Consider the following 25093-nt stretch of genomic DNA (forward strand, 5'->3'; position numbering starts at 1 on the left):
TGCATATCGACCGGCGCGTGATGCAAACCGGCCTCACTCGCAGATCTCAGGCAGGGTTCGCGCGCCGGATCACCGTGCGGCAACTCACCCCTGCCTCGATCCCGCGGCCGCCTCGGCGGCCAGAGCCTCGAAGACCAGGGCGTGGCGCCGCGCCAGCGCCTCGACATCGTGCGTGTAGCCGCCGCCGATCACCGCCGCGAGAGCGATCCCGCGGGAACGGGCCTGCGCCACGACGAACCGATCGCGCGCGAGCAGCCCGTCATCGGTGAGGCAGAGACGGCCGAGGCGGTCGTCGCGATGGGGATCGACGCCCGCGTTATAGAAGACGAGGTCCGGCGCGAACGCGTCGAGGAGCGGCGGCAGGCGGGCGCGCAGGACATCGAGGTAGCCCGCATCATCGAGCCGGTCGGTGAGGCCGATGTCGAGGTCGCCGGCGATCTTCTGGGCAGGGTAGTTGTTCTCGCAATGGATCGAGAGCGTGAAAATGTCGGGACTCTGCGCGAGGCAATCCGCGGTCCCGTCGCCCTGGTGCACGTCGAGGTCGACCACGAGGACACGCCGGACGAGACCCTCGGCCTGGAGGGTTCGGGCCGCCACCGCGACGTCGTTCAGCACGCAGAAGCCGGCGCCCTGAAGACGCCGCGCGTGGTGGCTGCCGCCGGCGGCGCTGCCCGCGAGCCCTTCCGCGAGGGCAAGGCGCCCGGCCAGGAGGGTGCCGCCCACCGACGCGCGGGAGCGGCGGACCAGGGCCGCGTCGACCGGAAGGCCGATGGCCCGCTCGATCTCCCGCCCGACATCGCATTCCAGCACCGCCTTCACGTAGGCGGGATCGTGGGCGCGCAGCAGGATATCCGCGCTGGCGGGCTCCGGCGTGACGAAGCCCAGGGGCGCCAGGCCTCTGGCGACCAGCGTCTCGGCGAGGAGGCCGTACTTGCGCATCGGGAACCGGTGGCCGGATGGCAGCGGCGCCTCGTAGGCCGGATGGAAGGCGATCGGCGGAATCACGCGGGTCGGCTCAGGTCCGCCAGGAGGCTCAGGGCCAGGGCCTCGCCGCTGTCGTAGGCCGCCTCGATCCGGGCTCCGAGGCACCAGTCGCCGGCCGCCCCGAGACGCAGGTCCGGATCGTACAGGCAGGGCTTCTCCAGGGCGGTCTCGACCTGGGCGTAGCGCCAGCGATGCGCCTCCGCGTGGGACGGACGCAGCGCGAGGCCGAGAACGTCCTCGGCTGCCTCGAGAAGCGCGGCGACGACGGCCTCGCGCGACGCCTCGAGATGTCTGCGGGACCAAGAAGGCGTCGCGTGGACGGTCAGCCTGGACCCGGCGGGCCGCCCGGGCTTCGCGGAATCGCGCGCGATCAGAGCGATCGGGTCGGCGTGCGGCTCGACCAGGATGTCCGGGCTCGGCGCGTCCGTTGCTACCATGAGGGACCAGCACGGCGCGTAGGAGGCGCGTCCGATATCGGGCAGCCCGACGCCCGATGCCGCGAGCAGCGTCGCGACCTGCGGGGCCGGGAAGGTGATCGCGACGCCGTCGAACGGGCCGTGCACGGTGCCGGACGCGTCCTCGACGTGCCAGCGCGCCCCCGACCGCCGAAGCCGCACGATCGTCGCGGCACTCGACACCGGGAGTCCCGCGAGCAGATCGCGGACGGGCGCGGTCATGCCGGGCACGCCGACGTAGCGGTCGGCGGCGGACCAGGGCGCGACGACGCCCCGTCGAGCCCACCGATCGAGTTCCGCCGCGAAGGCGGGACCGTGCGCCCGCATGAATTGCGCACCGTGATCGAACTGCATCTCGCCGACTTGCCGGGTCGCCATGCGACCCCCGACGCCCCGCCCCTTGTCGAAGACCCGGACGTCGAGGCCGGCCTCGGCGAGCCGGCGCGCGGCGGCCGCACCGGCCATGCCGGCTCCGAGGACCGCGACCGTTCCGAGATCCACCACAGCTCCTGCCCCGCTTCGAAGAACGGCCGTGCGGGCCGCGCGAGGTCGAAGATAGGGGACGCGCTGCGCGGCGTCAGAGCGACGCAATCGCGCTGGACGCGGGATGGACGAGGGCTCTGCGGGCGGATCCCGGCGGGCGGCCCGACGACGCCCCGTGCCTGCCGATGGCGCGGTGGTGCGGGTAGAGGGAATCGAACCCCCACGCCTTGCGGCTGGCGATTTTGAGTCGCCCGCGTCTACCAATTCCGCCATACCCGCGTGCCACCGGCTCTTCGCATAGGTCGGCAGCCTCGGCCAAGTGTTGTTTTTGCGCGGATCGGCGATCTGGCCAAGGCGGGGCGCCTATGCTCAAAGGGCGGCCGATCGCTCAAATCGGGACCTTGAATGCTCCGCCGGCTCTACGCGTGGATCCTGGCCCTCAGTGACCGGCCATCCGCGCCCTACGCGCTCGGCGCCGTGGCCTTCGCCGAAAGTTCCTTCTTCCCGGTGCCGCCGGACGTGATGCTGGTGCCGATGGCGGTCGCGCGGCCGGACCGGGTCTGGTTCTACGCCGCGATCACGACGGTCGCCTCCGTGCTGGGTGGCCTCGTCGGCTACGCCATCGGGGCCCTGCTGTTCGATTCCGTCGGCGAGTGGCTGATCCGCCTCTACGGCCTGCAGAACTCGGCCGCGACGTTCCAAGATTCCTACGCGCGCTACGGCCACTGGGTGATCCTGCTGAAGGGGCTCACGCCGATCCCCTACAAGCTCGTCACGATCACGTCGGGCTTCGCGCATTACAGCCTGTTCTGGTTCACGATCCTGTCGATCGTGACCCGCGGCGCCCGCTTCTTCATTCTCGCCGGATTGCTCGGCCGCTACGGTGTCCAGATCCGCGGCGTACTCGACCGGCACCTGAACGCGGTCGCGGCGATCTCCGTCGCCGTCATCGTCCTCGGCTTCCTGCTCTTCAAGGTGATCCTGTAGCCATGAACACGGCGGCTGCCCTGCGCCTCAAGACCGCTGGCCTCTGGCTGGCGATCGCGTCCGCCCTCACCGTCGGGGCCGCGCTCGTCCTCCAGTACGGATACGGCTACGCGCCGTGCAAGCTGTGCCTGACCGAGCGGCTGCCCTACTACGCTGCCGTGCCGCTGGGCCTGCTGGCCCTGTTCCTGCCGGAGCGCCTGGCGCGGATCGCCCTCGGCCTCGCCGCCCTCGGCCTGCTCTACGGGGCCGGGATCGGGATCTACCACGCCGGCGCGGAGTGGGGCTTCTGGCCGGGGCCCGCCGATTGCGGCGGCGGCACCGGGGCCAATCCGGGCCAGGTCGGCGACTTCCTCAACAGCCTGCAGACCACGAAGGTGGTCGACTGCTCGGTGGCCGCGCTCCGGGTGCTGGGCGTGTCGCTCGCCGGCTGGAGCGCCGCGATCTCGGCCGTGCTGGCCTCCTTCGCCGGGACCGCCGCGCTGCGTCCCTGAAGCGCCGGGCCCGGCGAAGCCGCTCAGTTCCGGTCGTCGGGCAGGACCGGGATCGCCGCCACCTCGATGCCCTCGTCGATCAGGGCGCGGGCTTCCGCGGGGCTCGCCTCGCCGTAGATCGAGCGCCCCTCCGCCTCGCCGTAGTGGATCTTGCGCGCCTCCTCGGGGAAGCGCGACCCGACATGCTCGGCATTCGCGACGACGTGTTCCCGGAGCGCGCGCAGCATCGCCCGCATCTGACGCTCCGGCTCGGCGATCATCGTCACCGGCGCCTCAGTCCGCGGGGCAGGCACGGGCGCAGCCGCCCGCTCCCGGTCGGTGCGGGCGACGCTCGGCACCATCAGGGCCTTGCTGACCTTGGCACTGTCGCAGACCGGGCACGTCACGAGGCCGCACGCGGCCTGCGTGTCGTAGGAATCGGAGGACGGGAACCAGCTCTCGAAGCCGTGCCCGGCGTCGCAGACGAGACTGTACCGGATCATTCTCTTTCTTGCTGTGGCGTTTACTGCGCGGCCTGAACACGCGAACCGACGCGCGCCACGGTGAAGGGCCGGCCGTGCTGCAGCGCGGGAATGCGGGCCCGGGCCTCGGCGACCTGCGCGAGGTCGATCTCCGCCACGATGATCCCCGGCTCGTCCCCGCCGGCATCGGCCAGGACCCGGCCCCAGGGATCGACGATCAGCGAGTGGCCGTAGGTCTCGCGCCCGTCCTCGTGCCGACCGCCCTGCGCCGCCGAGATCACGAAGGCGCCGGTCTCGATGGCCCGGGCCCGCTGCAGGACGTGCCAGTGGGCCTCGCCGGTCTGCCGGGTGAAGCAGGCGGGGGCCGTCAGCACGTCGGCGCCCGCTTCGGCGAGGGCGCGGTACAGGGCGGGAAAGCGGATGTCGTAGCAGATCGTCAGGCCGAGCGTGGCCCACGGCGTCTCGGCGAGCACCGCGCAGGCGCCGCCGGAATAGGTCGCGGATTCCCGCCAGCGCTCACCGCTCGGCAGATCGACGTCGAAGAGATGGAGCTTGTCGTAGGAGGCCAGGATCTCGCCGTCGGCGCCGATCAGGTAGGCGCGGTTGGCGATCTTGTCCCCGGACCTGACCGCGATCGAGCCGATCTGGACGACGGTTCCGGTCCGGCGTGCGACCTCGCGGAGCGCCGCCAGGGTCTGGTCCTGCTCCTCGGTGGTGACGTGGGCGAACAGGCGCTCGCGGCTCCGCTCAACCAGAGAGGTCATCTCGGGAGTCTGCACGTAGGCCGCACCCCGCGCCGCGGCCTCGCGCACGCCCGCCACGGCCGCGTCGCGGTTGGCGGCCGGGTCGCGCCCCGACCGCATCTGCACGCAGGCAGCCGTGAAGCGGGACTCAGGCATCGGCCGCGTCCGTGAGCAGCGGGTCGAGCTTGCCGACCCGGTCGAGGGCGTAGAGATCGTCGCATCCACCGACATGCGTGGCGCCGACGAAGATCTGGGGCACGCTGGTGCGGCCGCCGGCGCGCTCGATCATGGCGGTGCGGGCGCCCTGCACGCGCTCGACGTCAATCTCCTGGAAGGTGACGCCTTTCTCCTTCAGCAGGCTCTTGGCCGCCGAGCAGTAGGGACACCAAGCCGTGGTGTAGATAGTGACCGGCTGCATCGCGATCGTCGTCCCGCGCGTGAACTCCCGACATATAGGAGCGCGGGGTGCGACTTGCCTATGCCCGTGTGGCCACAGGGACGCGCGCGCGCCGCCCGCGGCGCGCCGACAGGGTCAGGCGGCCAGGAGCTTCTCGACCTCGTTCACGAGGTCGCGGAGATGGAAAGGCTTCGACAGGACCTTGGCGTCCTTCGGGGCCTTCGAATCCGGGTTGAGGGCGACCGCCGCGAAGCCGGTGATGAACATCACCTTGATGTCGGGATCGAGTTCGGTGGCGCGGCGAGCCAGCTCGATGCCGTCCATCTCGGGCATCACGATATCGGTCAGCAGCAGCTCGAACGGCTCCTCGCGAAGCCGGTTGTAGGCGGAGAGGCCGTTGTCGAAGGACAGGACGTCATAGCCCGCATTCTGCAGCGCCTTGGCCAGGAACCGGCGCATATCGTTGTCGTCTTCCGCCAGCAGGATTTTCATCGGCCGGATCCGAGCCTTCGAGTCGAGAAGTTGATCCCATAAAGGGAGGCGATGGTAAACAAGGTGTTAGGATGGAGCGCGCAGCGGGTGCCGCGTGTCTCCCGGGCGACTGCGTCGGCCGCCGGTGCGGAGTGGACAGGCGATCGATCGCGCACCACAGTGAGCACCTGCCGTCCTCGTTCAACCGCCGGGGTGTCCACCAGCCGATGACTGCAACCGAACCGGTACAGCCAGACGCCTTCGGATTTGCCCCGGCCTTCGCGGTCGACGAGCCCGCGGCGCACACCCTGCCTTTCGTCTTCAATACCGGTCATTCCGGGGCCGTCTACCCCCCCGACTTCATCGCGGCCTCGCGGCTCGACGCGCTGACCCTGCGCCGCTCCGAGGACGCCCATGTCGACCGCCTGTTCGCGTCGGTCGTCGAGCTGGGCGCGCCGCTCCTGCGCGCCAACTTCCCCCGCGCCTTCCTGGACGTGAACCGGGAGCCCTACGAACTCGACCCGCGGATGTTCGAGGGGCGCCTGCCGCCCTTCGCCAACACCCGGTCGATGCGCGTCGCCGGCGGTCTCGGAACGGTGCCGCGGGTCGTCGCCGACGGCCAGGAGATCTACACCCGGCGCCTCCCAGTCGCCGAGGCCACCGCCCGGATCGAGAGCCTGTACAAGCCGTATCACCGCGCGTTGCGCGGCCTGGTCCAGCGCACGGCGCGCACCCACGGCCACTGCATGCTGGTCGACTGTCACTCGATGCCGTCCTCGAGCCTCGGACGCGATCCGGACATGAAGGCCGACATGGTGCTGGGCGACCGCTACGGAACGGCGTGCGCGCCCGTCCTGATCGACGGCTTCGAGGCGGCCTTCCGAGCCCGGGGCTTCCGCGTGGTGCGCAACAAGCCCTATGCCGGCGGCTTCATCACGGAGCATTACGGCGAGCCGAATCTCGACCGCCACGCGCTCCAGATCGAGGTGAACCGCGGCCTCTACATGAACGAGGCCAGCCTCGCGATGACGGCGGACTTCCCGGCGCTGGTGGAGGCCCTGCGGGCCGTCATCGTCGACGTCGCCAAGGAGCTCGACGATCTCGTTCCCCGCCGGATGGCCGCGGAATAGCGGCCCGGCCGCGCCCGTTCACGTCGAAGAACGCCGGGGTGTTGGACAGAAAAAAGGCCACTCCCGAAGGAGCGGCCCGAAGTCTAGGGAGGAAACGCCCAAGAAGGGCAGCGAGACCGCGACGCCATCGCGATCTCGCAACGCACAAAATAAAGTGCGCCGCACAAGAAGCAAGGGCAAAACATCCGTCGCGGCCGCTCTGCGCGCATACCTGAACCGCGTTCGCCGCCCGCGCCGCGCTCGGCGTCCCGTTACAGCCCGAACGACAACGAAGAACCCCGACCGCCATGACCGGCGATCGGGGTCCCGCAATCCGGATCCCTGCAACTGGGCCGAGCCGGCCAGCGGCCGGCGCTCAGCCCTGGCTCTTGAGCAGCTTCTCGATCTCGGCCCGCAGGGGACCCGCCAGTTCGTTCCGCTCCAGGGCGTAGGCGAGATTCGCCGAGAGGAAGCCGAGCTTCGAGCCGGTATCGTAGGTCCGGCCCTCGTAGCGCATCCCGTAGAATGCCTGCGACTCCATCAGGTCGATCATGGCGTCGGTGAGCTGGATCTCGCCGCCCGCGCCCTTCTTGCCGTGCTCGAGGATCCCGAAGATTTCGGGCTGCAGAATGTAGCGCCCCGAGATGATGAAGTTCGACGGCGCCGTGCCCTGCTTGGGCTTCTCGACCATCCCGGTGATCTGGAACGACTGGCCGTAGGTCTCGCCGACGCTGACGATACCGTACTGGTGCGTCTCCTCGGGGGCCACCTCCTCGACGGCGATGATGTTGCCGCCGTGGCGATCGTAGGCGGCCAGCATCTGCTCCATGCAGCCGCGGCTCAGCATGTCGGGGAGCAGCACCGCGAACGGCTCGTCGCCGACGATCTCGCGGGCGCACCACACCGCATGGCCGAGGCCGAGCGGGGCCTGCTGGCGGGTGAAGCTGGTCTGGCCGGCCTTCGGCAGATCCTTTTTCAACTCCTCGTAGGCGGCCGTCTTCCCCCGCTCCTGCAGGGTGTGATCGAGTTCGAACGCGATGTCGAAATGGTCCTCGATCACCGCTTTGCCGCGGCCGGTGACGAAGATGAAGTGCTCGATCCCGGCCGCCCGGGCCTCGTCGACGACGTGCTGCACCACCGGCCGGTCCACGACCGTGAGCATCTCCTTCGGCACCGCCTTCGTGGCTGGCAGGAAGCGCGTGCCGAGGCCCGCGACGGGGAGGACGGCCTTGCGGATCGGTTTCATCGAGCGGTAACCCCGGAACTGGATGGAACGACGTGGTCAGCTGTGCGGTCAGTGAGATAGCTTAACGCGAGCCGTCGCAAGCATGTACGTCGTTAGTATGAGCTGGCGGGGCGTAAATTTCCCGTCTGCAAAAGCGTAAGCAGTTGCCGAAGCGGCGACAGTGGGGGCGAGATGGCGGTTCTGGTGACGGGCGGTGCCGGCTACATCGGCAGCCACATGGTGCTGGCGCTCCTCGATGCCGGCCATGAGGAGGTCGTCGTCCTGGACGATCTCTCCACCGGCTTTGACTGGGCGGTTCCGGAGGGCGTGAAGCTCGTCGTCGGGGACGTGGCCGACCAGGCCCTGGTGACGCAGACGATCCTTCAGCACCGCATCGACGCCCTGGCCCACTTCGCCGCCAAGATCGTCGTGCCCGAGTCGGTCGCCGATCCCCTGGGTTACTACCTCGCCAACACGGTGAAGACCCGCTCGCTGATCGAGGCGTCGGTGCGCGCCGGCGTCAAGCACGTGATCTTCTCCTCGACCGCGGCCGTCTACGGCGAGCCCGACGTCTCGCCGGTTCCCGAGGACCTGCCGCTGAGGCCGATCAACCCCTACGGCCGCTCGAAGCTGATGAGCGAGTGGATGATCGCTGACGCCGCCGAGGCGCACGGCTTCACCTACGTGGTGCTGCGCTACTTCAACGTCGCCGGCGCGGATCCGGACGGGCGGTCCGGCCAGTCGACGCCCAACGCCACGCACCTGATCAAGGTCGCCACGCAGGCGGCGCTCGGACAGCGTGCCCGGCTCGACGTGTTCGGGACCGACTACCCGACGCCGGACGGGTCCTGCCTGCGCGACTACATCCAGGTCTCGGACCTCGCCGAGGCGCATCGCCTCGCCCTCGACCACCTCCGCGCCGGCGGCGAGAGCCTGACACTGAACTGCGGCTACGGGCGCGGCTACTCGGTGCTGGAAGTCGTCGAGGTCGTGAAGCGGATCTCCGGCCGCGACTTCGAGGTACGACAGTGCCCGCGCCGGGCCGGCGATCCGGCCCAGATCGTCGCCGAGGCGGCGCGCATCCGCGAGCGCCTTGGCTGGCAGCCGCGGCACGACGACCTCGACGCCATCGTCGGCCAGGCCCTCGCCTGGGAAGAGCGTCTGGAGAAGCGCAATCGGATCTGACCGGATGCTCTCCCGCCGACGGGTCCTGGCCGCGGCGGCCTGCCTCGCTAGCGGGCAGGCCCGCGCCGAGGACGCTTTCCGGGCGTTCGTCGAGGCCCTGCGTCCGGACGCCGCGGCCCGGGGCGTCTCTGCGGCGACCTTCGACGCGGCGTTTCGCGGGATCACGGGCCCGGATCCCGGCATCCTGGCGCGCACCCGCCGGCAGAGTGAGTTCGTCCGGCCGGTCTGGGAATACCTCGTGGGCGCCGTCTCGACCGCCCGCCTCGCGCGCGGACGCGCCCGTGCGGCGGCCCTCGCGTCGACCCTGACGGCGATCGAGGGCCGCACCGGCGTTCCTGGGCCGGTGGTGATGGCGATCTGGGGCGTCGAATCGGATTTCGGAGCGAGCGCGGGCAGCGTCCCGACGGTCCGGGCGCTGGCGACGCTCGCCGAGGCGCGGCACCGCGGCAGCCTGTTCCGCGACGAGCTCCTCGCCGCGCTCACGATCCTGCAGCGCGGCGACATCGCGCCCGACCGTATGAGCGGCAGCTGGGCCGGCGCGATGGGTCAGGTCCAGTTCCTACCCTCCACCTATCTCGCCCACGCGGTCGATTTCGACGGCGACGGCCGACGCGACATCTGGACCAGCGAGGCGGATTCGCTGGCGTCGATCGCGGCCTACCTGAAGGATCTCGGTTGGGATCCGGCCCTCTCCTGGGGCTACGAGGTGCTATTGCCGCGGGACTTCGACCTGAGCCGCTACGCGGGCGATCTCGGGAGCTTCGCCGAGCGCGGCGTTCGCCGGACCGACGGGAAGGCGCTGCCGGGAGCCGGACGCGCCAGCCTGCTCCTGCCCGGGGGGCTGGGCGCCCCGGTCTTCCTGATCACCGACAATTTCGAGGTCATCCGAGGCTACAACACCTCCGATTCCTACGCGCTGGCGGTGGGCCACCTCGCCGACCGCCTCGCCGGCGGAAATCCGCTGGCCGCGCCCTGGCCGGCCGCCGGGGCGCGCCTCGACGGGCCGGGCCTCCGTGGCCTGCAGACGGCCCTCGCGGCGGCCGGCTTCTACGACGGGCCGACGGACGGACGGGCCGGCCCGAAGTTGCGCGAGGCGGTGCGGCGCTACCAGATCAGCGTCGGGCTGCCGGCCGACGGCTACGCCACGCCGGCCCTGCTCGACCGCGTCACCGGGAAAGCGGCGCCGCGACGCTGAGCCCGGCGAGAGGTTTAGACCCGCACGTGGCTTCCACCTATAGTGGCCACGGTCCGAACGGGCCCGGTTCGGCGTGAAGCGTACGGAATGCGCATGGTCCTCGGTCGTCGGCGTCCTTGTGAACGCCCCCTCCTCCTCGCGCTCTCAGCCCTTCTGGGGCTCACGGGGCTGTCGGCCTTCGGCGGCGGTCCGGTCCGCGCGCAGTGGGGCGACAGCTACCAGCAGCAGCAGGGCGGCACCTACTACGAGGCTCCGCCGCGTCGGCGGCCGCGGGACGCCTATTACCGCGACGACGGGACGTACGGGCGTCAGCCGCGCTACGCCCCGCAGCAGGAGGCGCCGCGCCAGTTCTACTGGCCCTGGGAGGACAGGCCCCAGCCGGTGGCGCCGCAGCCGGAGCGCACCTACCGGGCGCCGCGCCAGCGCAGCAATCCGTACGCGACCGGGGAGGCGCAGCGGCCGGCCCCCGCGGTGAAGCGGCGGGTCCGTCCGGCCCGGGCGCCGACGCCGCCGAAGCCCGCGGTCGCCAAGACCGAGCCGAACGTCCAGATCGCCGTCTTCGGCGACTCCCTTGCCGACCATCTCGCCAAGGGCCTCGACGACGTGTTCGAGGACAACGCCGACGTCGCCGTGATCGACCGCGCGAAGGGCGACAGCGGTCTGGTGCGCAAGGACGTGGTCGACTGGCCGAAGGTCGCGCAGGATTACCTCCAGAGCAACGCGAAGGTGCGATACGCCCTCGTGATGATGGGCGCCAACGACCGCCAGCCGATCCGCGAGGGCGACGAGACCGTCGATCCCCTCACGGACCGCTGGCGCGCGCTCTACCGCGCGCGGGTCGAGGCGCTGGTGAAGGTCTTCACCGACCGCAAGATCCCGCTGATCTGGGTCGGGCTGCCGCCCGTCCAGAGCGAGACGCTCAGCCGGGATCTCGCGTCGCTGAACGACATCGTCCGCGACACCGTCGGCAAGGCCGGCGGGACCTACGTCGACATCTGGCCGGGTTTCGTCGACGATCGGGACCGGTACGCCGCGTCGGGCCCGGATCCGGAGGGTCAGATTGCCAAGCTCCGCACCGCGGACGGCGTCCATTTCACCAAGGCGGGCGACCGGAAGCTCGCCCACTTCGCCGATGTCGAGCTGAAGCGGCTGATGGGCGCGGTCCCGGGCACGACCGAGCCGTCGCCGACCGCGACCGTGGCGCCGACCGCGCCGTCCTCGACCCCCGGGCCCAGCCTCGACGGCACCGCGCCGGCCACCGACACCGCGGCGATCGATCGTCAGATCACCGCGATGCTGCCGAGCCTTCCCGAGCCGGCCGGCGTGCCGGCGCTTCCGGTGAAGCCCGCGGCCGGCCCCGTGGTGCCGCTGAGCCGGAGCGAGGTGTCGCCCGGCGGCGCGCTGCTCAACGGACGGCCGCGCGACCCCGACAATTCCGGGACCGTGGAGCGGACACTGCTGCGCGGCAACGCACCGATGCCGCAACCCGGCCGCGCCGACGATTTCCGCTGGCCGCCCGGCTGAGCCGGGCGGATCCTCCGCGCGCCCTCAGCGCGGCAGGACGCTGGCGCCCATCAGGGTCTCGTCGATGGCGCGCGCCGCCTGACGGCCCTCGCGGATCGCCCAGACGACCAGGGACTGGCCGCGCCGCATGTCGCCCGCCGCCCAGATCTTCGCGTCCGAGGTGCGGTAGTCCTCCTCGTTCGCCTCGACGTTGCCGCGCTTGTCGACGCCGATTCCGGACTGCTCCAGCAGCCCCTTCTGGACCGATCCGGCGAAGCCGATCGCCATGAAGACCAGATCGGCGGGCAGGACGAACTCGGTCCCGGCGATCGGCTGACGCTTGGCGTCGACCCGGGCGCAGACCACGCCGGTGAGCTGGCCCTTCTTGTTGCCCTCCAGCCGCAGGGTCGCGGCCTGGAACTCGCGCTCCGCGCCCTCGGCCTGGCTGGACGAGGTCCGCATCTTGGTCGGCCAGTAGGGCCATACGGTGAGCTTGTCCTCGCGTTCCGGCGGGCGCGGGCGGATGTCGAGCTGCGTCACCGACAGGGCCCCCTGGCGGAACGCGGTGCCGACGCAGTCGGACGCGGTGTCGCCACCGCCGATGACAACCACGTTCTTGCCCGAAGCCAGGATCGGCTGCTCGCCGTTGCCGCGCATCGGCTCGGCGCTCACGCGCCGGTTCGACTGGACGAGGTAGGGCATCGCGTAGTGGACGCCCTCGAGGTCCTGACCGGGCAGCTGCGGGTTGCGGGGATCCTCCGCGCCGCCGCAGAACATCACGGCGTCGAACTCGGCCTTGAGCTCGTCGACCGATTTCGTCACGCCGATGTTCTGGTTGTAGTGGAAGACGACCCCCTCGGCCTCCATCTGGCGCACGCGCCGGTCGATGTGGCGCTTCTCCATCTTGAAGTCCGGGATACCGTAGCGGAGCAGGCCGCCGGCCTTCGGCTCGCGCTCGAACACGTGGACGTCGTGGCCGACGCGGGCGAGCTGCTGGGCCGCCGCCATGCCGGCCGGCCCGGAACCCACGATCGCGACGCGCTTGCCGGTGCGGGCCTGCGCCGGCTCGGGCTTCACCCAGCCCATGTTCCAGGCCCGGTCGGCGATGGCCTGCTCGATCGTCTTGATGGCGACCGGCTGGTTCTCCAGGTTCAGCGTGCACGCCTCCTCGCAGGGCGCGGGGCAGATGCGGCCGGTGAATTCCGGGAAATTGTTCGTCGAGTGGAGGTTGCGGGACGCCTCCTCCCAATCCGACTGGAAGACGAGATCGTTCCAGTCCGGGATCTGGTTGTGGACCGGGCAGCCCGTGGGCCCGTGGCAGAACGGGATGCCGCAATCCATGCAGCGGGCCGCCTGCTTGGTCAGGTCGTGCTCGTCGAGCGGGAGCGTGAACTCGCGGAAGTGCCGGACCCGGTCGGCGGCGAGCTGGTACTTCTGCTCCTGCCGGTCGAACTCGAGGAAACCTGTGATCTTGCCCATTGGTCAGCCCCTGGGCCGGCCAGTCTCTGACTGCGCTGCCCGCGTCGTCGTCTCGTGTGGGTGCGTGACCGGGCGGCTGCCCGCCCGGTCTCAGGACGTCGCCTACTCGGCGGCCACCGGCATCCGCGCCATCTCCATCTCGCGCAGGGCCCGGCGGTACTCCACCGGCATCACCTTCACGAACTTGGTGCGGTAACCGCTCCAGTCGTCCAGGATCGCCTTGGCGCGGGGACTGCCCGTGTACTTGAGATGATTGGTGATGAGCTGCGTCAGCCGCTCCTCGTCGTGCCCGGACATGTCGGCCAGGATGTCGACCCGCCCCTTGGTCTCCAGGTCGCCGTCCTGGTGGAAGCGACGCATCAGGTCGTCCTCCTCCTCGACCGGCTCCAGGTCGACCATCGACAGGTTGCAGCGCGCCGAGAACGAGCCGTCCTCGTCGAGCACGTAGGCGATGCCGCCCGACATTCCAGCCGCGAAGTTGCGCCCGGTCTCGCCGATCGACACGACCACGCCGCCGGTCATGTACTCGCAGCCGTGGTCGCCCATGCCCTCGACCACCGTGATGGCGCCGGAGTTGCGCACGGCGAACCGCTCGCCCGCGGAGCCGCGGATGTAGCACTCGCCGGCGATCGCCCCGTACAGCACGGTGTTGCCGACCATGATGGTCCGCTCCGGGGGCGCCTTCAGCGCGTCGCTCGGCCGGATGATCAGCTTGCCGCCCGACAGGCCCTTGCCGACGTAGTCGTTGCCGTGGCCGGTCAGCTCGACGGTCACGCCGGCCGCCACCCACGCGCCGAAGCTCTGGCCGGCGGTGCCTGCGAGCTTCACCACGATCGTGTCGTCGGGCAGGCCCTCGTGACCGTGCGCCTTCGCCACCGCGCCGGAGAGCATGGCGCCCGCGGCCCGGTCCGAGTTGCGGATCGTGTCGGTGATGACCACCGGCTCGCCGGTCTCGATGGCGCGCTGCGCCTTCTCGATCAGGCGCCGGTCGAGGACCGTGTCGATCGGGTGGTGCTGCACCTCCACGTGGCGGATCGCCGTGCCCTCCGCCACCTTCGGCCGGTGGAACAGCTTGGTGAAGTCGAGCCCGCGCGCCTTCCAGTGGGCGATGGCCTCGACCTTGTCGAGCACGTCGGAGCGGCCGACCGCCTCCTCCAGCTTCGTGAAGCCGAGCGACGCGAGGATCTCGCGCACTTCCTCGGCCACGAAGAAGAAGTAGTTCACCACGTGCTCCGGCGTGCCCTTGAAGCGCTTGCGCAGCACCGGATCCTGGGTGGCGACGCCCACCGGGCAGGTGTTCAGGTGGCACTTGCGCATCATGATGCAGCCGGCGGCGATCAGCGGCGCCGTCGAGAAGCCCATCTGGTCGGCGCCGAGCAGCGCCGCGATGATCACGTCGCGCCCGGTGCGGATGCCGCCGTCGGCCTGGAGGGCGACGCGGCCGCGCAGGCCGTTGAGCACCAGCGTCTGCTGGGTCTCGGCGAGGCCGGTCTCCCAGGGGCCGCCCGCGTGCTTGAGCGAGGTCAGCGGCGCCGCGCCGGTGCCGCCGTCGAAGCCCGAGATCGTGATGTGGTCGGCCCGCGCCTTGGCGACGCCGGCCGCGACCGTGCCGACGCCGACCTCGGAGACGAGCTTCACCGACACGTCCGCCGACGGATTCACGTTCTTCAGGTCGAAGATCAGCTGGGCCAGATCCTCGATCGAGTAGATGTCGTGGTGCGGCGGCGGCGAGATCAGCCCGACGCCCGGGGTGGCGTAGCGGACCTTGGCGATCTTGGCGTCGACCTTGTGGCCGGGCAGCTGGCCGCCCTCGCCGGGCTTGGCGCCCTGGGCGACCTTGATCTGCATCATGTCGGAATTGACGAGGTATTCCGTCGTGACGCCGAAGCGGCCGGACGCGACCTGCTTGATCGAGGACCGGCGCGAGCGCCCGTCCGGCAGGGGCTTGAACCGCTCGACCTCCTCGCCGCCCTCGCCAGAGTTCGACCGGCCGCCGAACGAGTTCAGCGCGATGGCGAGCGTCTCGTGCGCCTCCTTGGAGATGGAGCCGTACGACATCGCGCCCGTGGCGAAGCGCTTGACGATCTCGGAGGCCGGCTCGACCGCGTCGAGCGGGACCGGCGCGCGGCCGAGCTCGGCGGCGGACTTGATCCGGAACAGGCCGCGCAGGGTCTTGAGCTGGTTCTCCTGCCGGTTCACCAGGGCGGCGTACTCCCGGTAGCGCTCGGGCACGTTGAGGCGCACCGCGTGCTGCAGCGTCGCCACCGTGTCGGGCGTCCAGGTATGGGTCTCGCCGCGGAGCCGATAGGCGTACTCGCCGCCGACATCGAGCGCGTTCCGGTAGACCGGCGCGTCGCCGAAGGCGTCGCGGTGGCGACGGGCCGTCTCCTCGGCGATCTCCGCCATGCCGACGCCCTCGATGGTCGTCGCCGTGCCGAAGAAGTCCCGGCCCACGAAGGTCGAGTTCAGGCCGACCGCGTCGAAGATCTGCGCGCCGCAATAGGACTGGTAGGTCGAGATGCCCATCTTGGACATCACCTTCAGCAGGCCCTTATCGATCGCCTTGATGTAGCGGTAGATGATCTCGTCGTCGGTGAGGTCCGGCGGGAACTCGTCCTTCATATCGAGCAGCGTCTCGAAGGCGAGATACGGGTTGATCGCCTCGGCGCCGTAGCCGGCGAGGCACGCGAAGTGGTGCACCTCGCGCGGCTCGCCCGACTCGACCACGAGGCCGACCGAGGTCCGCAGACCCTTGCGGATCAGGTAGTTGTGCACCGAGGCCGTGGCGAGCAGAGCCGGGATCGGGATCCGGTCCGGCCCGACGGCCCGGTCGGTCAGCACGATGATGTTGTAGCCGCCGCGCACCGCCGCCTCGGCGCGGTCGCAGAGGCGATCGAGCGCCCCGTCCATCGCCGCCGCGCCGGTCTCGGCCGGGTAGGTCATGTCGAGGGTCTTGGTGTCGAACCGGTCCTCGAAATGGCCGATCGAGCGGATCTTCTCCAGGTCGGCGTTGGTCAGGATCGGCTGCCGGACCTCCAGGCGCTTGCGCCGGGAGGCCCCCTCCATGTCGAGCAGGTTCGGCCGCGGCCCGATGAACGAGACGAGGCTCATCACGGCCTCCTCGCGGATCGGGTCGATCGGCGGGTTCGTCACCTGCGCGAAGTTCTGCTTGAAATAGGTGTAGAGCAGCTTCGACTTCTCGGAGAGGGCCGAGAGCGGCGTGTCCGTGCCCATGGAACCGACCGCCTCCTGGCCGGTCACCGCCATGGGCTGCATCAGCAGCTTGAGGTCCTCTTGCGTGTAGCCGAAGGCCTGCTGGCGATCGAGCAGGCTCACGTCGCCGCGGGATTCGCGCGGCTGGACCGGGCGCAGGTCCTCGAGCACGATCTGGGTGTTCTTCACCCAATCGGCGTAGGGGTGCGCGGCGGCGAGCTCGCCCTTGATCTCCTCGTCGGAGACGATGCGGCCCTTCTGCAGGTCGATCAGCAGCATGCGGCCCGGCTGGAGACGCCAGGACTGCACGATCTTCTCGTCCGGGATCGGCAGGGTGCCCATCTCGGAGGCGAGCACCACGAGACCGTCGTCGGTGACGATGTAGCGCGCCGGGCGCAGGCCGTTCCGGTCGAGGGTGGCGCCGATCTGGCGGCCGTCCGTGAACGCCACGGCGGCCGGGCCGTCCCACGGCTCCATGAGGGCGGCGTGGTACTCGTAGAAGGCGCGCCGCTCCTCGCTCATCAGCGGGTTGCCGGCCCAGGCCTCCGGGATGAGCATCATCATCGCGTGGGCGAGCGGGTAGCCGCCCTGAACGAGGAACTCGAGGGCGTTGTCGAAGCAGGCGGTGTCGGACTGGCCCTCGTAGGAGATCGGCCACAGCTTCGAGATGTCGTTGCCGAACAGGTCGGAATCGACGCTCGCCTGGCGGGCCGCCATCCAGTTGACGTTGCCGCGCAGCGTGTTGATCTCGCCGTTGTGCGCGACCATCCGGTACGGGTGCGAGAGCCGCCAGGTCGGGAAGGTGTTTGTGGCGAAGCGCTGGTGGACGAGGGCGATCGCCGAGACGAAGCGGTCGTCCTTGAGATCGAGGAAGTAGCCGCCGAGCTGCGTGACCAGCACCATGCCCTTGTAGACGATGGTCCGGGTCGAGACCGAGACCGGGTAGAACTCCTTCACCCGCGGATCGTCGAGGCCGTAGACCTTGTTGGAGATCACCTTGCGGGCGACGTAGACCCGGCGCTCGAACGCGTCCTGGTCGGTGACCGAGGCGGGACGGCCGATGAAGACCTGCCGGTGGTGCGGCTCGGTCGCCTTCACGGCGTCGCCGAGATCCTCCGGGTCCACCGGCACGTCGCGCCAGCCGAGGAGCGGCAGGCCCTCGGCGGCGAGCGCCGATTCGACGATCTCCTGGATGATCGCCCGCGGCTCCTCCGCCTTCGGCATGAAGAACTGACCGATGGCGTAAGCGCCCGCCGGCGGCAGCTCGAAGCCGAGACGCGAGCATTCCTCGGCGAAGAAGCCGTGCGGGATCTGCGTGAGGATGCCGCAGCCGTCGCCCATCTTGGGATCGGAGCCCACGGCACCCCGGTGATCGAGGTTCTCCAGGATCTTCAGGCCCTGCTCGACGATCGCGTGGGTCCGGCGGTCGTGCATGTCGGCGATGAAGCCGACGCCGCAGGCGTCGCGCTCGTGGGCCGGGTCGTAGGAACCCTGGGCTTTCGGGAGGGCGGGGTCGCGCACGATGAGCGGCATCGCGCCGCCGCGGGGGGCGGCAGCCAGGGCCGTGGACGCAGCAAACTCTTCGGCGGGCCTGCGTTGTGACATGCTTCGTCTCGTCCTTCCCTCGAACCCGTCCGCAGCCAAGAACCCGCGAGCATGTTTCATGCCCGCAAGCCGTCGGCGCCCCGCGCTCGGCCTCTTGCCGCAGGCCATCCGGCCGGTCCGGGGGGACGCGTCCGTCGGCTTGCGTTCATCGAGGACCCGGACCGCTCGAGGAGCGGTGCGCTGGCGCGCCCGTGTCCGTCTGCCGAATTTCTCGCCCGCGCGCGAGACGGCGACGGCCGGGATGCACGGCCGATGGGACAGTTGTGCTGTCCTAAGTCGCGAAACTGCCAGATTGAAGTGTTTTCAGCAAGAGACAGCGCGTCGTCACGGTGTCGCCGCTCTGGATGAGGGGCCGAGCCCCGTTCCAGGCCTCCGCAATCTCGCCCGAATCGCCGGGTCTACCGGGCGGGCCGAGCACAAGCGGCATGCGGGGCAACGACCCTGCCGGCATGGTCGAGGTCCGGGTCCACCGGCCCGGACCATGCCGGAACCGGACACTCTGCCGGGTCTCCAAACCCAGAACGCACAAGAGTGACGATGACGAGCAGAGCTTCTGCGCGCCCGCGCCCCCCCATGAGGCGAGCGCTTCGCACGGCATTTCTAGCGGTGCTCGCACTTCTGGGCGCGTCCTGCGCCGCGCGCGCGCAGTTCGTCTTCGAGGAAGAGGTCCTTCCCCCGCGTGTCGTGGCCTGGCGCCTCGCCGACCGCGGGTTCAGCGGCCTGAGCCGCCCGCGCTTCGACGGTCGGGTCTACGTGGTCGACGCGGTCGGCCCCGCCGGCGCACCCGTCCGGCTGTTCGTCGATCCCATGACGGGCGCGATCGTCGGCCGCCGGCCGATCGGTGCGCCTGAGGCCGTCGCCCGGCTGGAGCGCCCGGCGCCGGGCTTCGGCTGGACCGAGGACGAGGTCGTGCCCCGCCGCGCGATGCGGCCCGTCCCGTCCGAGGAGGGTCCCGCGGTGCGTCCCCAGCGCCGGCCGGGCGGCGAAGCCCTGCGGCCGGAGGCCAACCCGGACGGCGTCAATCCCGAGAGTGCCGGCCGGACGCCGCCGAAGCGAGTCGCGCGCGGGTCACTGGCCCGAACGCCGGAGTTGAAGACGCCGCCCCGCACGTCCCCCGAGGCGCCGGCCCCCAGGCTCGCCCCGGCCGAAACGGCCAAGGTGGACCCCAAGGCGGCCCCCAAAACCGCGCCCGTGCCCGAGACCAAGGCGGCGTCGGTCGAGACGGCCCCCTCGCCGCCCCCGGCGGCGCAGCCCGTCGCGTCGCCGAAGCCGGCGGACGCCGCCGTCGCGGGGGCCGCCAAGCCCGCCGCGAAGGATTGGAAGGATCCGCCCACCGACAAGAAGCCGGTCCGGGTGATCGGCGGCGCGACCATCGTCCCGGGCCAGTCCGACTAGCCGCGGCGGCGCGGACCCGCGCCTCACGCGCCGTCGATCAGCCGCTCGGCCCCGGTGAACACTGTCACCGTGTCGGCCCGCGCGATGGCGCAGAGCGTCATGCCGTAGGAGCGGGCGCGGTCGAGGGCCAGGGATGTCGGCGCCGAGATGGCGACGATCACGGCCGCACCGAGCCGCGCGGCCTTCTCGACCATCTCGAACGAGCAGCGGCTGGTGATGACCAGGAAGCCCGCGTCGACCGGCGTACCGGTCCGCATCAGGGCGCCGATCAGCTTGTCCAGGGCGTTGTGGCGGCCGACATCCTCGCGCACCGCCGCGAGGCCGCCGTCGAGGCGCGCCCAGGCGGCGGCGTGGACCGCGCGGGTCTCCGCGCCCAGGCGCTGGGCACGGTCCAGATCCGACAGGGCGCGGGCGATCGCCGGCAGCGCGACACGGACCTCGGGAGCCGCCCGCCCCCCCGCCCGGGGCAGTTGCGCCAGGTCCTCGATGCCGCAGACCCCGCAGCCGGTCCGACCGCTGATGGCGCGCTTGCGCGCCAGATGCTCCCGCAGCCGGCCCGGCGCGAGGTCGACGTGGAGGCGAAGGCCGTCCGAGCCGGCCTCCACCCGGGTCGCGCGGATCTCCTCGGCGCCGTCCACGATTCCCTCGGTAAGGCTGAAACCGTAGGCGAAATCCTCGAGGTCGGCGGGCGTCGCCATCATCACGGCGTGCGGCACGCTGCCGTAGACGAGGTTGACCGGCGCCTCGACGGCCAGGGCCCGCGTGTCCGACCTCGGCACCGCACCCGTGTAAGCCATCACCTGCATCGGCGCCGGCACCGCGCAGGGCAGAGGAGCGGGCGTGTGGCTGCCGGTATCCGTGGACATCGTGAACTCCGCTGACGTGACACGTACGCGTCGCGACGCCTCATCCCCGGCCCGACGCGGGCGGGAACAATCGTGCCGCTCCCTAGTGCGCCGGCGCCACGAGGCGCCGTCAACTGGCCGGAAAGCGCGCGATGCGACGCTTGTGCGGTTGCGCCTCGCCGGCCCTTGTGGTCTGAAGCGCCGGTCGGATAATGCCGGGTGACACAACCGGTACTCCGTCACGTCGGTACAATCCCGCACGCGTCAAGACGGGGAGGTCCGGCGGCAGCCAGACAGTTCAGGGGAGCCACGAGAGGCAGATGCGGACGGTGCGGACGATCAACCGGTCACTCTGGAGCCTCGCCGCTCTCGGCGCCTCGCTCTTCCCGTTATCCGGCGCCCAGGCCGCGGGCTTCGGTCAGCCCGTGCCGTGGGAGATGGACCGGCAGATCCCGGTCACCGAGAACGCGCGCGACATCCTGAATTTCGAGATCGGCCTGCACTGGCTGTCCCTCGCCATCTCGGTGTTCGTCCTCGGGCTCATCCTCTGGTGCGTCTACCGCTTCGGCGAGAAGCGGAACCCGACGCCGTCGCGGACCACGCACAACACCGCCATCGAGGTGGCCTGGACGATCGTGCCGGTGCTGATCCTGGTCGCCGTGGCGATCCCGTCCTTCCGCCTGCTTCGCACGCAGCTCTCGGATCCGAAGGCCGACATGATCGTCAAGGTCATCGGCCACGCCTGGTACTGGTCGTACGAGTACCCGCAGACCGAGGCCGGCGGCGGCTTCACGTTCGATGCCAACATCGACGAGGACAAGCAGCCGCGCCTGCTCCAGACCGACAACGAGATGGTGGTCCCGGTCGGCAAGATCGTGAAGATCCAGGTCACCGCCGCGGACGTGCTGCATTCCTGGGCGATGCCGGCCTTCGGCTTCAAGATCGACGCCGTCCCGGGCCGTCTGAACCAGATGTGGTTCAAGGCCGACAAGGAGGGCACCTTCCACGGCCAGTGCTCCGAGCTGTGCGGTCAGCGCCACGCCTACATGCCCATCGTGGTCCGCGTGGTCAGCGAGCAGGCCTACGCCGACTGGCTGAAGGAGGCGAAGACCAAGTACGCCCGCATCGACAACGGCACGAGCGTCGCCGAGGCGCGCTGAGCCCCGGCTGACCGAACCGCACCCATCCGATTCACAAGGCACCCGAATCCATGGCTACAGCCACAGCCCATGCCGAGGCCCACGCGGTCCACGACCACAAGCCGTCGTTCTTCGCCCGCTGGTTCCTGTCGACGAACCACAAGGACATCGGCACCCTCTACCTGCTCTTCGCCTTCTGCGCCGGCATGATCGGCGCGTTCCTCTCCTTCGGCATCCGGATGGAGATGGAGGCCCCCGGCCTGCAGTACTTCTCGAATCCCGCGACCTACAACGTGTTCGTCACGGGTCACGGCCTCATCATGGTGTTCTTCATGGTGATGCCGGCGCTGATCGGCGGCTTCGGCAACTGGTTCGTGCCCCTCATGATCGGCGCGCCCGACATGGCGTTCCCGCGCATGAACAACATCTCGTTCTGGCTGACGGTGGCGGGCTTCTGCTCGCTGCTGTGCTCGCTGTTCGTCGAAGGCGCGCCCGGCGCGTCCGGCGCCGGCACCGGCTGGACCGTCTACCCGCCGCTCTCGACCGCCGGCCATCCCGGCCCGGCCGTCGACTTCGCGATCTTCGCCCTGCACCTGTCGGGCGCGGGCTCGATCCTCGGCGCGATCAACTTCATCACCACCATCCTGAACATGCGCGCCCCGGGCATGACGCTGCACAAGATGCCGCTCTTCGCCTGGGCCGAGCTGGTGACCGCGTTCCTGCTGCTCCTGTCGCTGCCGGTGCTCGCCGGCGCCATCACGATGCTGCTGACGGACCGCAACTTCGGCACGACCTTCTTCGACCCGGCCGGCGGCGGTGACCCGATCCTGTACCAGCACCTGTTCTGGTTCTTCGGTCACCCCGAAGTGTACATCATGATCCTGCCGGCCTTCGGCATCGTGTCGCACATCATCGCAACGTTCTCGCGCAAGCCCGTGTTCGGCTACCTCGCGATGGCCTACGCCATGGTGGCGATCGGCGTCGTCGGCTTCGTCGTGTGGGCGCACCACATGTACACGGTCGGCCTCTCGCTGCAGACGCAGTCGTACTTCGTGTTCGCCACGATGGTGATCGCGGTCCCGACCGGGGTGAAGATCTTCTCGTGGATCGCCACGATGTGGGGCGGCTCCATCCGCTTCACCGCGGCGATGCACTGGGCGGTGGGCTTCATCTTCCTCTTCACCGTCGGCGGCGTCACCGGCGTCGTGCTGGCCAACTCGGCGGTCGATAAGTACCTGCACGACACCTACTACGTGGTCGCGCACTTCCACTACGTGCTGTCCCTCGGGGCCGTGTTCATCATCTTCGCCGGTGTCTACTACTGGTTCCCGAAGATGACCGGCCACATCATCCCCGAATGGGCCGGCAAGCTGCACTTCTGGCTGGCCTTCATCGGCGCGAACGTCCTGTTCTTCCCGATGCACTTCCTCGGGCTGGCCGGCATGCCGCGCCGCTACGCCGACTATCCGGACGCCTTCGCCCAGTGGCACAAGGTGTCGACCTACGGCGGCCACATCTTCGGTCTCGGCATGTTCGTGTTCGTGATCGGCGTGGTCCTGGCCTTCCGCTCGAAGGAGCGGGCCGCGGACAACCCGTGGGGCGAAGGCGCCACCACCCTCGAGTGGACGCTCTCCTCCCCGCCGCCGTTCCACCAGTTCGAGACGCTGCCCCGCATCGTCGACGAGCCGGGCGCGCACTGATAGAACCCCCGCGAGGGCCGCGTCCGCGGCCCTCGCCCTTCCCCAGAGGCCGGTCGGCCGACCTCCCGGCAAGGGCGAGCGATGAGGGCGATCCGCACGGGCCGAGGGAGACTTCCTGGGCCCCGCTCACGCCGATCCTTGGAAAACGTCGAATTCGAGACACGACTCGGCCGTGACGCGCGCGGCCGGGCGCCGACACAGCAGCGGCAGACGCGATGACGAGCCTGACGAACACGATCGGACCGGACGTTCCGGCCCCCGCCCTCACGACCGCCGGCGGCGACGTTCCGGACTACTTCGCCCTGCTGAAGCCGCGGGTGATGGTCCTCGTGATCTTCACGGCGCTGGTCGGGATGGTGGTCTCGCAGGGCCACGTCCAGCCGGCCATCGGCGCGATCTCGCTCCTCGCCATCGCGGTCGGGGCCGGGGCCTCCGGCTGCCTCAACATGTGGTGGGACGCCGACATCGACGCCGTCATGAGCCGGACCGCCACCCGGCCGATCCCGTCGGGCCGGATCACCTCCGAAGAGGCGCTGGGCTTCGGGCTGTTCCTCTCGGTCGCCTCGGTGGTCGTGCTCGGCCTCGCCGCCAATCTCCTGGCCGCCGCGCTCCTCGCCTTCACCATCGTGTTCTACGCGGTGGTCTACTCGATGTGGCTGAAGCGGGCGACGGCGCAGAACATCGTCATCGGCGGCGCCGCCGGCGCCCTGCCGCCGGTCATCGGCCAGGCTGTGGTGACCGGGTCGATCGGCGTCGAGTCGCTGATCCTGTTCGCCATCATCTTCATCTGGACCCCGCCGCACTTCTGGGCGCTCGCCCTGATCAAGGCCGACGAGTACGCCCGCGCCGGCATCCCGATGATGCCGAACGTCGCCGGCCCGGCCTCCACCCGGCGTCAGATCGTGTGGTACTCCCTCCTCCTCGCGCCGCTCGGCCTCGTGCCGGTGGCCCTTGGCTTCGGCGGCCTCGTCTACGCGGTGATCGGTGTCGTGGGCGGCCTCGGCATGGTGGCTTTCAGCATCCGCGTGCTGCGGAACCCGGAGGGCGATGCCGAGCGCCGCGCCGCCATGGGCATGTTCGGCTTCTCGATCCTCTACCTGTTCGCGCTGTTCTCGGCGCTCCTGGCCGAGCAGAGCTTCGGCCTGTTCCGCCCGGTCCTGGGTTGAGCGCCATGGCGGATCCCGAGATCCAGTACCGGCCGCTGACGCCCGAGCAGGAGGCGCGCCGCCGCAAGCGCTCGATCGCGATCGCGCTGGCCCTCGGTGCCTGGGTTCTGCTGTTCTTCGTGCTGACGATCGTCAAGCTCGGGCCGCAGATCCTGAGCCGGCCGCTCTGAGGCGCTCCCGATGACCGTGCCTCCCTCACGATCGAACCGGGCCGCGACTCGCACCGCCCTCGCCTGCGCCGGCCTCGCCGTCGGCATGATCGGCCTCGCCTTCGCGTCGGTGCCGCTCTACGACGCCTTCTGCAAGGCGACCGGCTACGACGGCACGCCTCGGCAGGGACCGGCGCTGTCGGCCTCCGCGGCGCGGACCGACGACAGCATGGTCGTCCACTTCGACACGAACGTCGCGCCGGGCCTGCCCTGGAAGTTCATCCCGGAGGTGAGCAGCGTTGAGGCGAAGCTCGGGGAGACCAAGACGGTCTTCTTCCGCGTGCAGAATACCGGCAGCACGCCCTCGGCGGGTGTCGCCACCTTCAACGTCCAGCCGGGATTGATGGGCGGCTACTTCGTCAAGATCGCCTGCTTCTGCTTCAACGAGCAGACGCTCCAGCCGGGGGAGACGCTGGACGTGCCGGTGGTGTTCTACGTCGATCCGGCCGTACGGGACGATTCGAACACCGCGCATCTCTCTGAGATGACGCTGTCCTACACGTACTTCGCGTCCAAGAACGGTCAGCCGGTCAAGGCGACGGTGGCGAAATCGTCTTCTCCGGGCACGAAGGGCGATTTCTGATCGCGGACCCGTGACAACACGGGGCCGCACCGACTAAAGCTGCGAGCAAGCTTGGGCGTGGTGCGTGCCG

The 25093-nt window shown here is 70.2% G+C and carries 22 protein-coding genes and 1 tRNA gene; 12 read left to right on the forward strand and 11 right to left on the reverse strand.

The annotated features are described in order from the left end of the window. Positions 1-84 precede the first annotated feature (84 nt). The 3 genes from ACLBXO_RS08320 to ACLBXO_RS08330 all read right to left on the reverse strand — a co-directional run bounded on the left by ACLBXO_RS08320 (position 85) and on the right by ACLBXO_RS08330 (position 2201). Positions 85-1005: a histone deacetylase family protein gene (locus ACLBXO_RS08320; RefSeq protein WP_447685080.1), complete on the reverse strand. Its 921-nt coding sequence runs from the start codon at positions 1003-1005 to the stop codon at positions 85-87. Next, the gene (locus ACLBXO_RS08325) at positions 1002-1940 is read right to left on the reverse strand and encodes an NAD(P)/FAD-dependent oxidoreductase (RefSeq protein WP_447685081.1); all 939 of its coding nucleotides are present in this window, start codon (positions 1938-1940) and stop codon (positions 1002-1004) included. The genes ACLBXO_RS08320 and ACLBXO_RS08325 overlap by 4 nt, the downstream gene beginning before the upstream one ends. Before the next feature lie 176 nt (positions 1941-2116). Next, positions 2117-2201 (reverse strand) — tRNA-Leu (locus ACLBXO_RS08330). Between the two features lie 126 nt (positions 2202-2327). Here ACLBXO_RS08330 and ACLBXO_RS08335 point away from each other — a divergent pair. After that, positions 2328-2909, forward strand: coding sequence for a YqaA family protein (locus ACLBXO_RS08335; protein WP_020091426.1), 582 nt, complete (start codon positions 2328-2330; stop codon positions 2907-2909). Between the two features lie 2 nt (positions 2910-2911). Then, complete coding sequence (locus ACLBXO_RS08340; protein ID WP_273561935.1) at positions 2912-3400, forward strand: disulfide bond formation protein B; 489 nt, start codon at positions 2912-2914, stop codon at positions 3398-3400. Positions 3401-3423: 23 nt separating this feature from the next. Here ACLBXO_RS08340 and ACLBXO_RS08345 read toward each other — a convergent pair whose 3' ends face one another. The 4 genes from ACLBXO_RS08345 to cpdR form a co-directional block, all read right to left on the reverse strand. Then, entirely contained in the window at positions 3424-3882 is a 459-nt protein-coding gene (locus tag ACLBXO_RS08345) for a DUF1178 family protein (RefSeq protein WP_447685082.1), read from the reverse strand. 20 nt (positions 3883-3902) lie between these two features. Further along, positions 3903-4760: a carbon-nitrogen hydrolase family protein gene (locus tag ACLBXO_RS08350; RefSeq protein WP_447685083.1), complete on the reverse strand. Its 858-nt coding sequence runs from the start codon at positions 4758-4760 to the stop codon at positions 3903-3905. Beyond that, positions 4753-5022, reverse strand: coding sequence for a glutaredoxin 3 (gene grxC / locus ACLBXO_RS08355; protein WP_447685084.1), 270 nt, complete (start codon positions 5020-5022; stop codon positions 4753-4755). The genes ACLBXO_RS08350 and grxC overlap by 8 nt, the downstream gene beginning before the upstream one ends. A gap of 114 nt (positions 5023-5136) precedes the next feature. Continuing rightward, entirely contained in the window at positions 5137-5493 is a 357-nt protein-coding gene (cpdR, locus tag ACLBXO_RS08360) for a cell cycle two-component system response regulator CpdR (RefSeq protein ID WP_003603128.1), read from the reverse strand. 206 nt (positions 5494-5699) lie between these two features. Here cpdR and ACLBXO_RS08365 point away from each other — a divergent pair, with 206 nt between their 5' ends. Next, entirely contained in the window at positions 5700-6602 is a 903-nt protein-coding gene (locus tag ACLBXO_RS08365) for an N-formylglutamate amidohydrolase (RefSeq protein ID WP_331313343.1), read from the forward strand. Positions 6603-6957: 355 nt separating this feature from the next. On the opposite strand, the gene galU is transcribed toward ACLBXO_RS08365, so the two are convergent. Next, a complete protein-coding gene (galU, locus tag ACLBXO_RS08370; protein ID WP_447685085.1) occupies positions 6958-7827 on the reverse strand; it encodes a UTP--glucose-1-phosphate uridylyltransferase GalU in 870 nt (289 codons plus the stop codon). A gap of 171 nt (positions 7828-7998) precedes the next feature. On the opposite strand from galU, the gene galE reads away from it, so the two are divergent. From galE to ACLBXO_RS08385, 3 genes are all read left to right on the forward strand, one after another. Continuing rightward, a complete protein-coding gene (galE, locus tag ACLBXO_RS08375) occupies positions 7999-8991 on the forward strand; it encodes a UDP-glucose 4-epimerase GalE (protein ID WP_447685086.1) in 993 nt (330 codons plus the stop codon). Between the two features lie 4 nt (positions 8992-8995). Continuing rightward, positions 8996-10186 (forward strand): lytic murein transglycosylase, encoded by a 1191-nt coding sequence (locus ACLBXO_RS08380; protein WP_447685087.1) that lies wholly within the window; start codon positions 8996-8998, stop codon positions 10184-10186. A gap of 93 nt (positions 10187-10279) precedes the next feature. Further along, the gene (locus ACLBXO_RS08385) at positions 10280-11710 is read left to right on the forward strand and encodes a DUF459 domain-containing protein (RefSeq protein WP_447685088.1); all 1431 of its coding nucleotides are present in this window, start codon (positions 10280-10282) and stop codon (positions 11708-11710) included. A gap of 24 nt (positions 11711-11734) precedes the next feature. Here ACLBXO_RS08385 and ACLBXO_RS08390 read toward each other — a convergent pair whose 3' ends face one another. Continuing rightward, positions 11735-13168 (reverse strand): glutamate synthase subunit beta, encoded by a 1434-nt coding sequence (locus ACLBXO_RS08390; protein WP_331313348.1) that lies wholly within the window; start codon positions 13166-13168, stop codon positions 11735-11737. Between the two features lie 102 nt (positions 13169-13270). Next, positions 13271-17986: a glutamate synthase large subunit gene (gene gltB / locus ACLBXO_RS08395; protein WP_447685089.1), complete on the reverse strand. Its 4716-nt coding sequence runs from the start codon at positions 17984-17986 to the stop codon at positions 13271-13273. Between the two features lie 606 nt (positions 17987-18592). Here gltB and ACLBXO_RS08400 point away from each other — a divergent pair. After that, positions 18593-19381 (forward strand): hypothetical protein, encoded by a 789-nt coding sequence (locus ACLBXO_RS08400; protein WP_447685090.1) that lies wholly within the window; start codon positions 18593-18595, stop codon positions 19379-19381. 23 nt (positions 19382-19404) lie between these two features. Here the strand turns inward: ACLBXO_RS08400 and fdhD are convergent, their stop codons facing one another. Continuing rightward, a complete protein-coding gene (fdhD, locus tag ACLBXO_RS08405; RefSeq protein ID WP_447685091.1) occupies positions 19405-20247 on the reverse strand; it encodes a formate dehydrogenase accessory sulfurtransferase FdhD in 843 nt (280 codons plus the stop codon). 299 nt (positions 20248-20546) lie between these two features. Between fdhD and coxB the strand changes: the two genes are divergently transcribed. The 5 genes from coxB (at position 20547) to ACLBXO_RS08430 (ending at position 25023) form a co-directional block, all read left to right on the forward strand. Further along, positions 20547-21386, forward strand: a complete 840-nt coding sequence (coxB, locus tag ACLBXO_RS08410) for a cytochrome c oxidase subunit II (RefSeq protein WP_331313350.1) — start codon at positions 20547-20549, stop codon at positions 21384-21386. Between the two features lie 50 nt (positions 21387-21436). Then, on the forward strand, positions 21437-23065 hold the full coding sequence (gene ctaD / locus ACLBXO_RS08415) for a cytochrome c oxidase subunit I (RefSeq protein ID WP_331313351.1): 1629 nt from the start codon (positions 21437-21439) through the stop codon (positions 23063-23065). A gap of 215 nt (positions 23066-23280) precedes the next feature. Beyond that, positions 23281-24231 carry a heme o synthase gene (locus ACLBXO_RS08420; RefSeq protein ID WP_331313352.1) on the forward strand — a complete coding sequence of 317 codons (951 nt, stop codon included), beginning with the start codon at positions 23281-23283 and terminating at the stop codon, positions 24229-24231. Between the two features lie 5 nt (positions 24232-24236). After that, a complete protein-coding gene (locus tag ACLBXO_RS08425) occupies positions 24237-24401 on the forward strand; it encodes a hypothetical protein (RefSeq protein ID WP_273561921.1) in 165 nt (54 codons plus the stop codon). Between the two features lie 10 nt (positions 24402-24411). Next, entirely contained in the window at positions 24412-25023 is a 612-nt protein-coding gene (locus tag ACLBXO_RS08430) for a cytochrome c oxidase assembly protein (protein WP_331313353.1), read from the forward strand. Positions 25024-25093: the final 70 nt, after the last annotated feature.

Source organism: Methylobacterium sp. C33D (assembly GCF_053345825.1).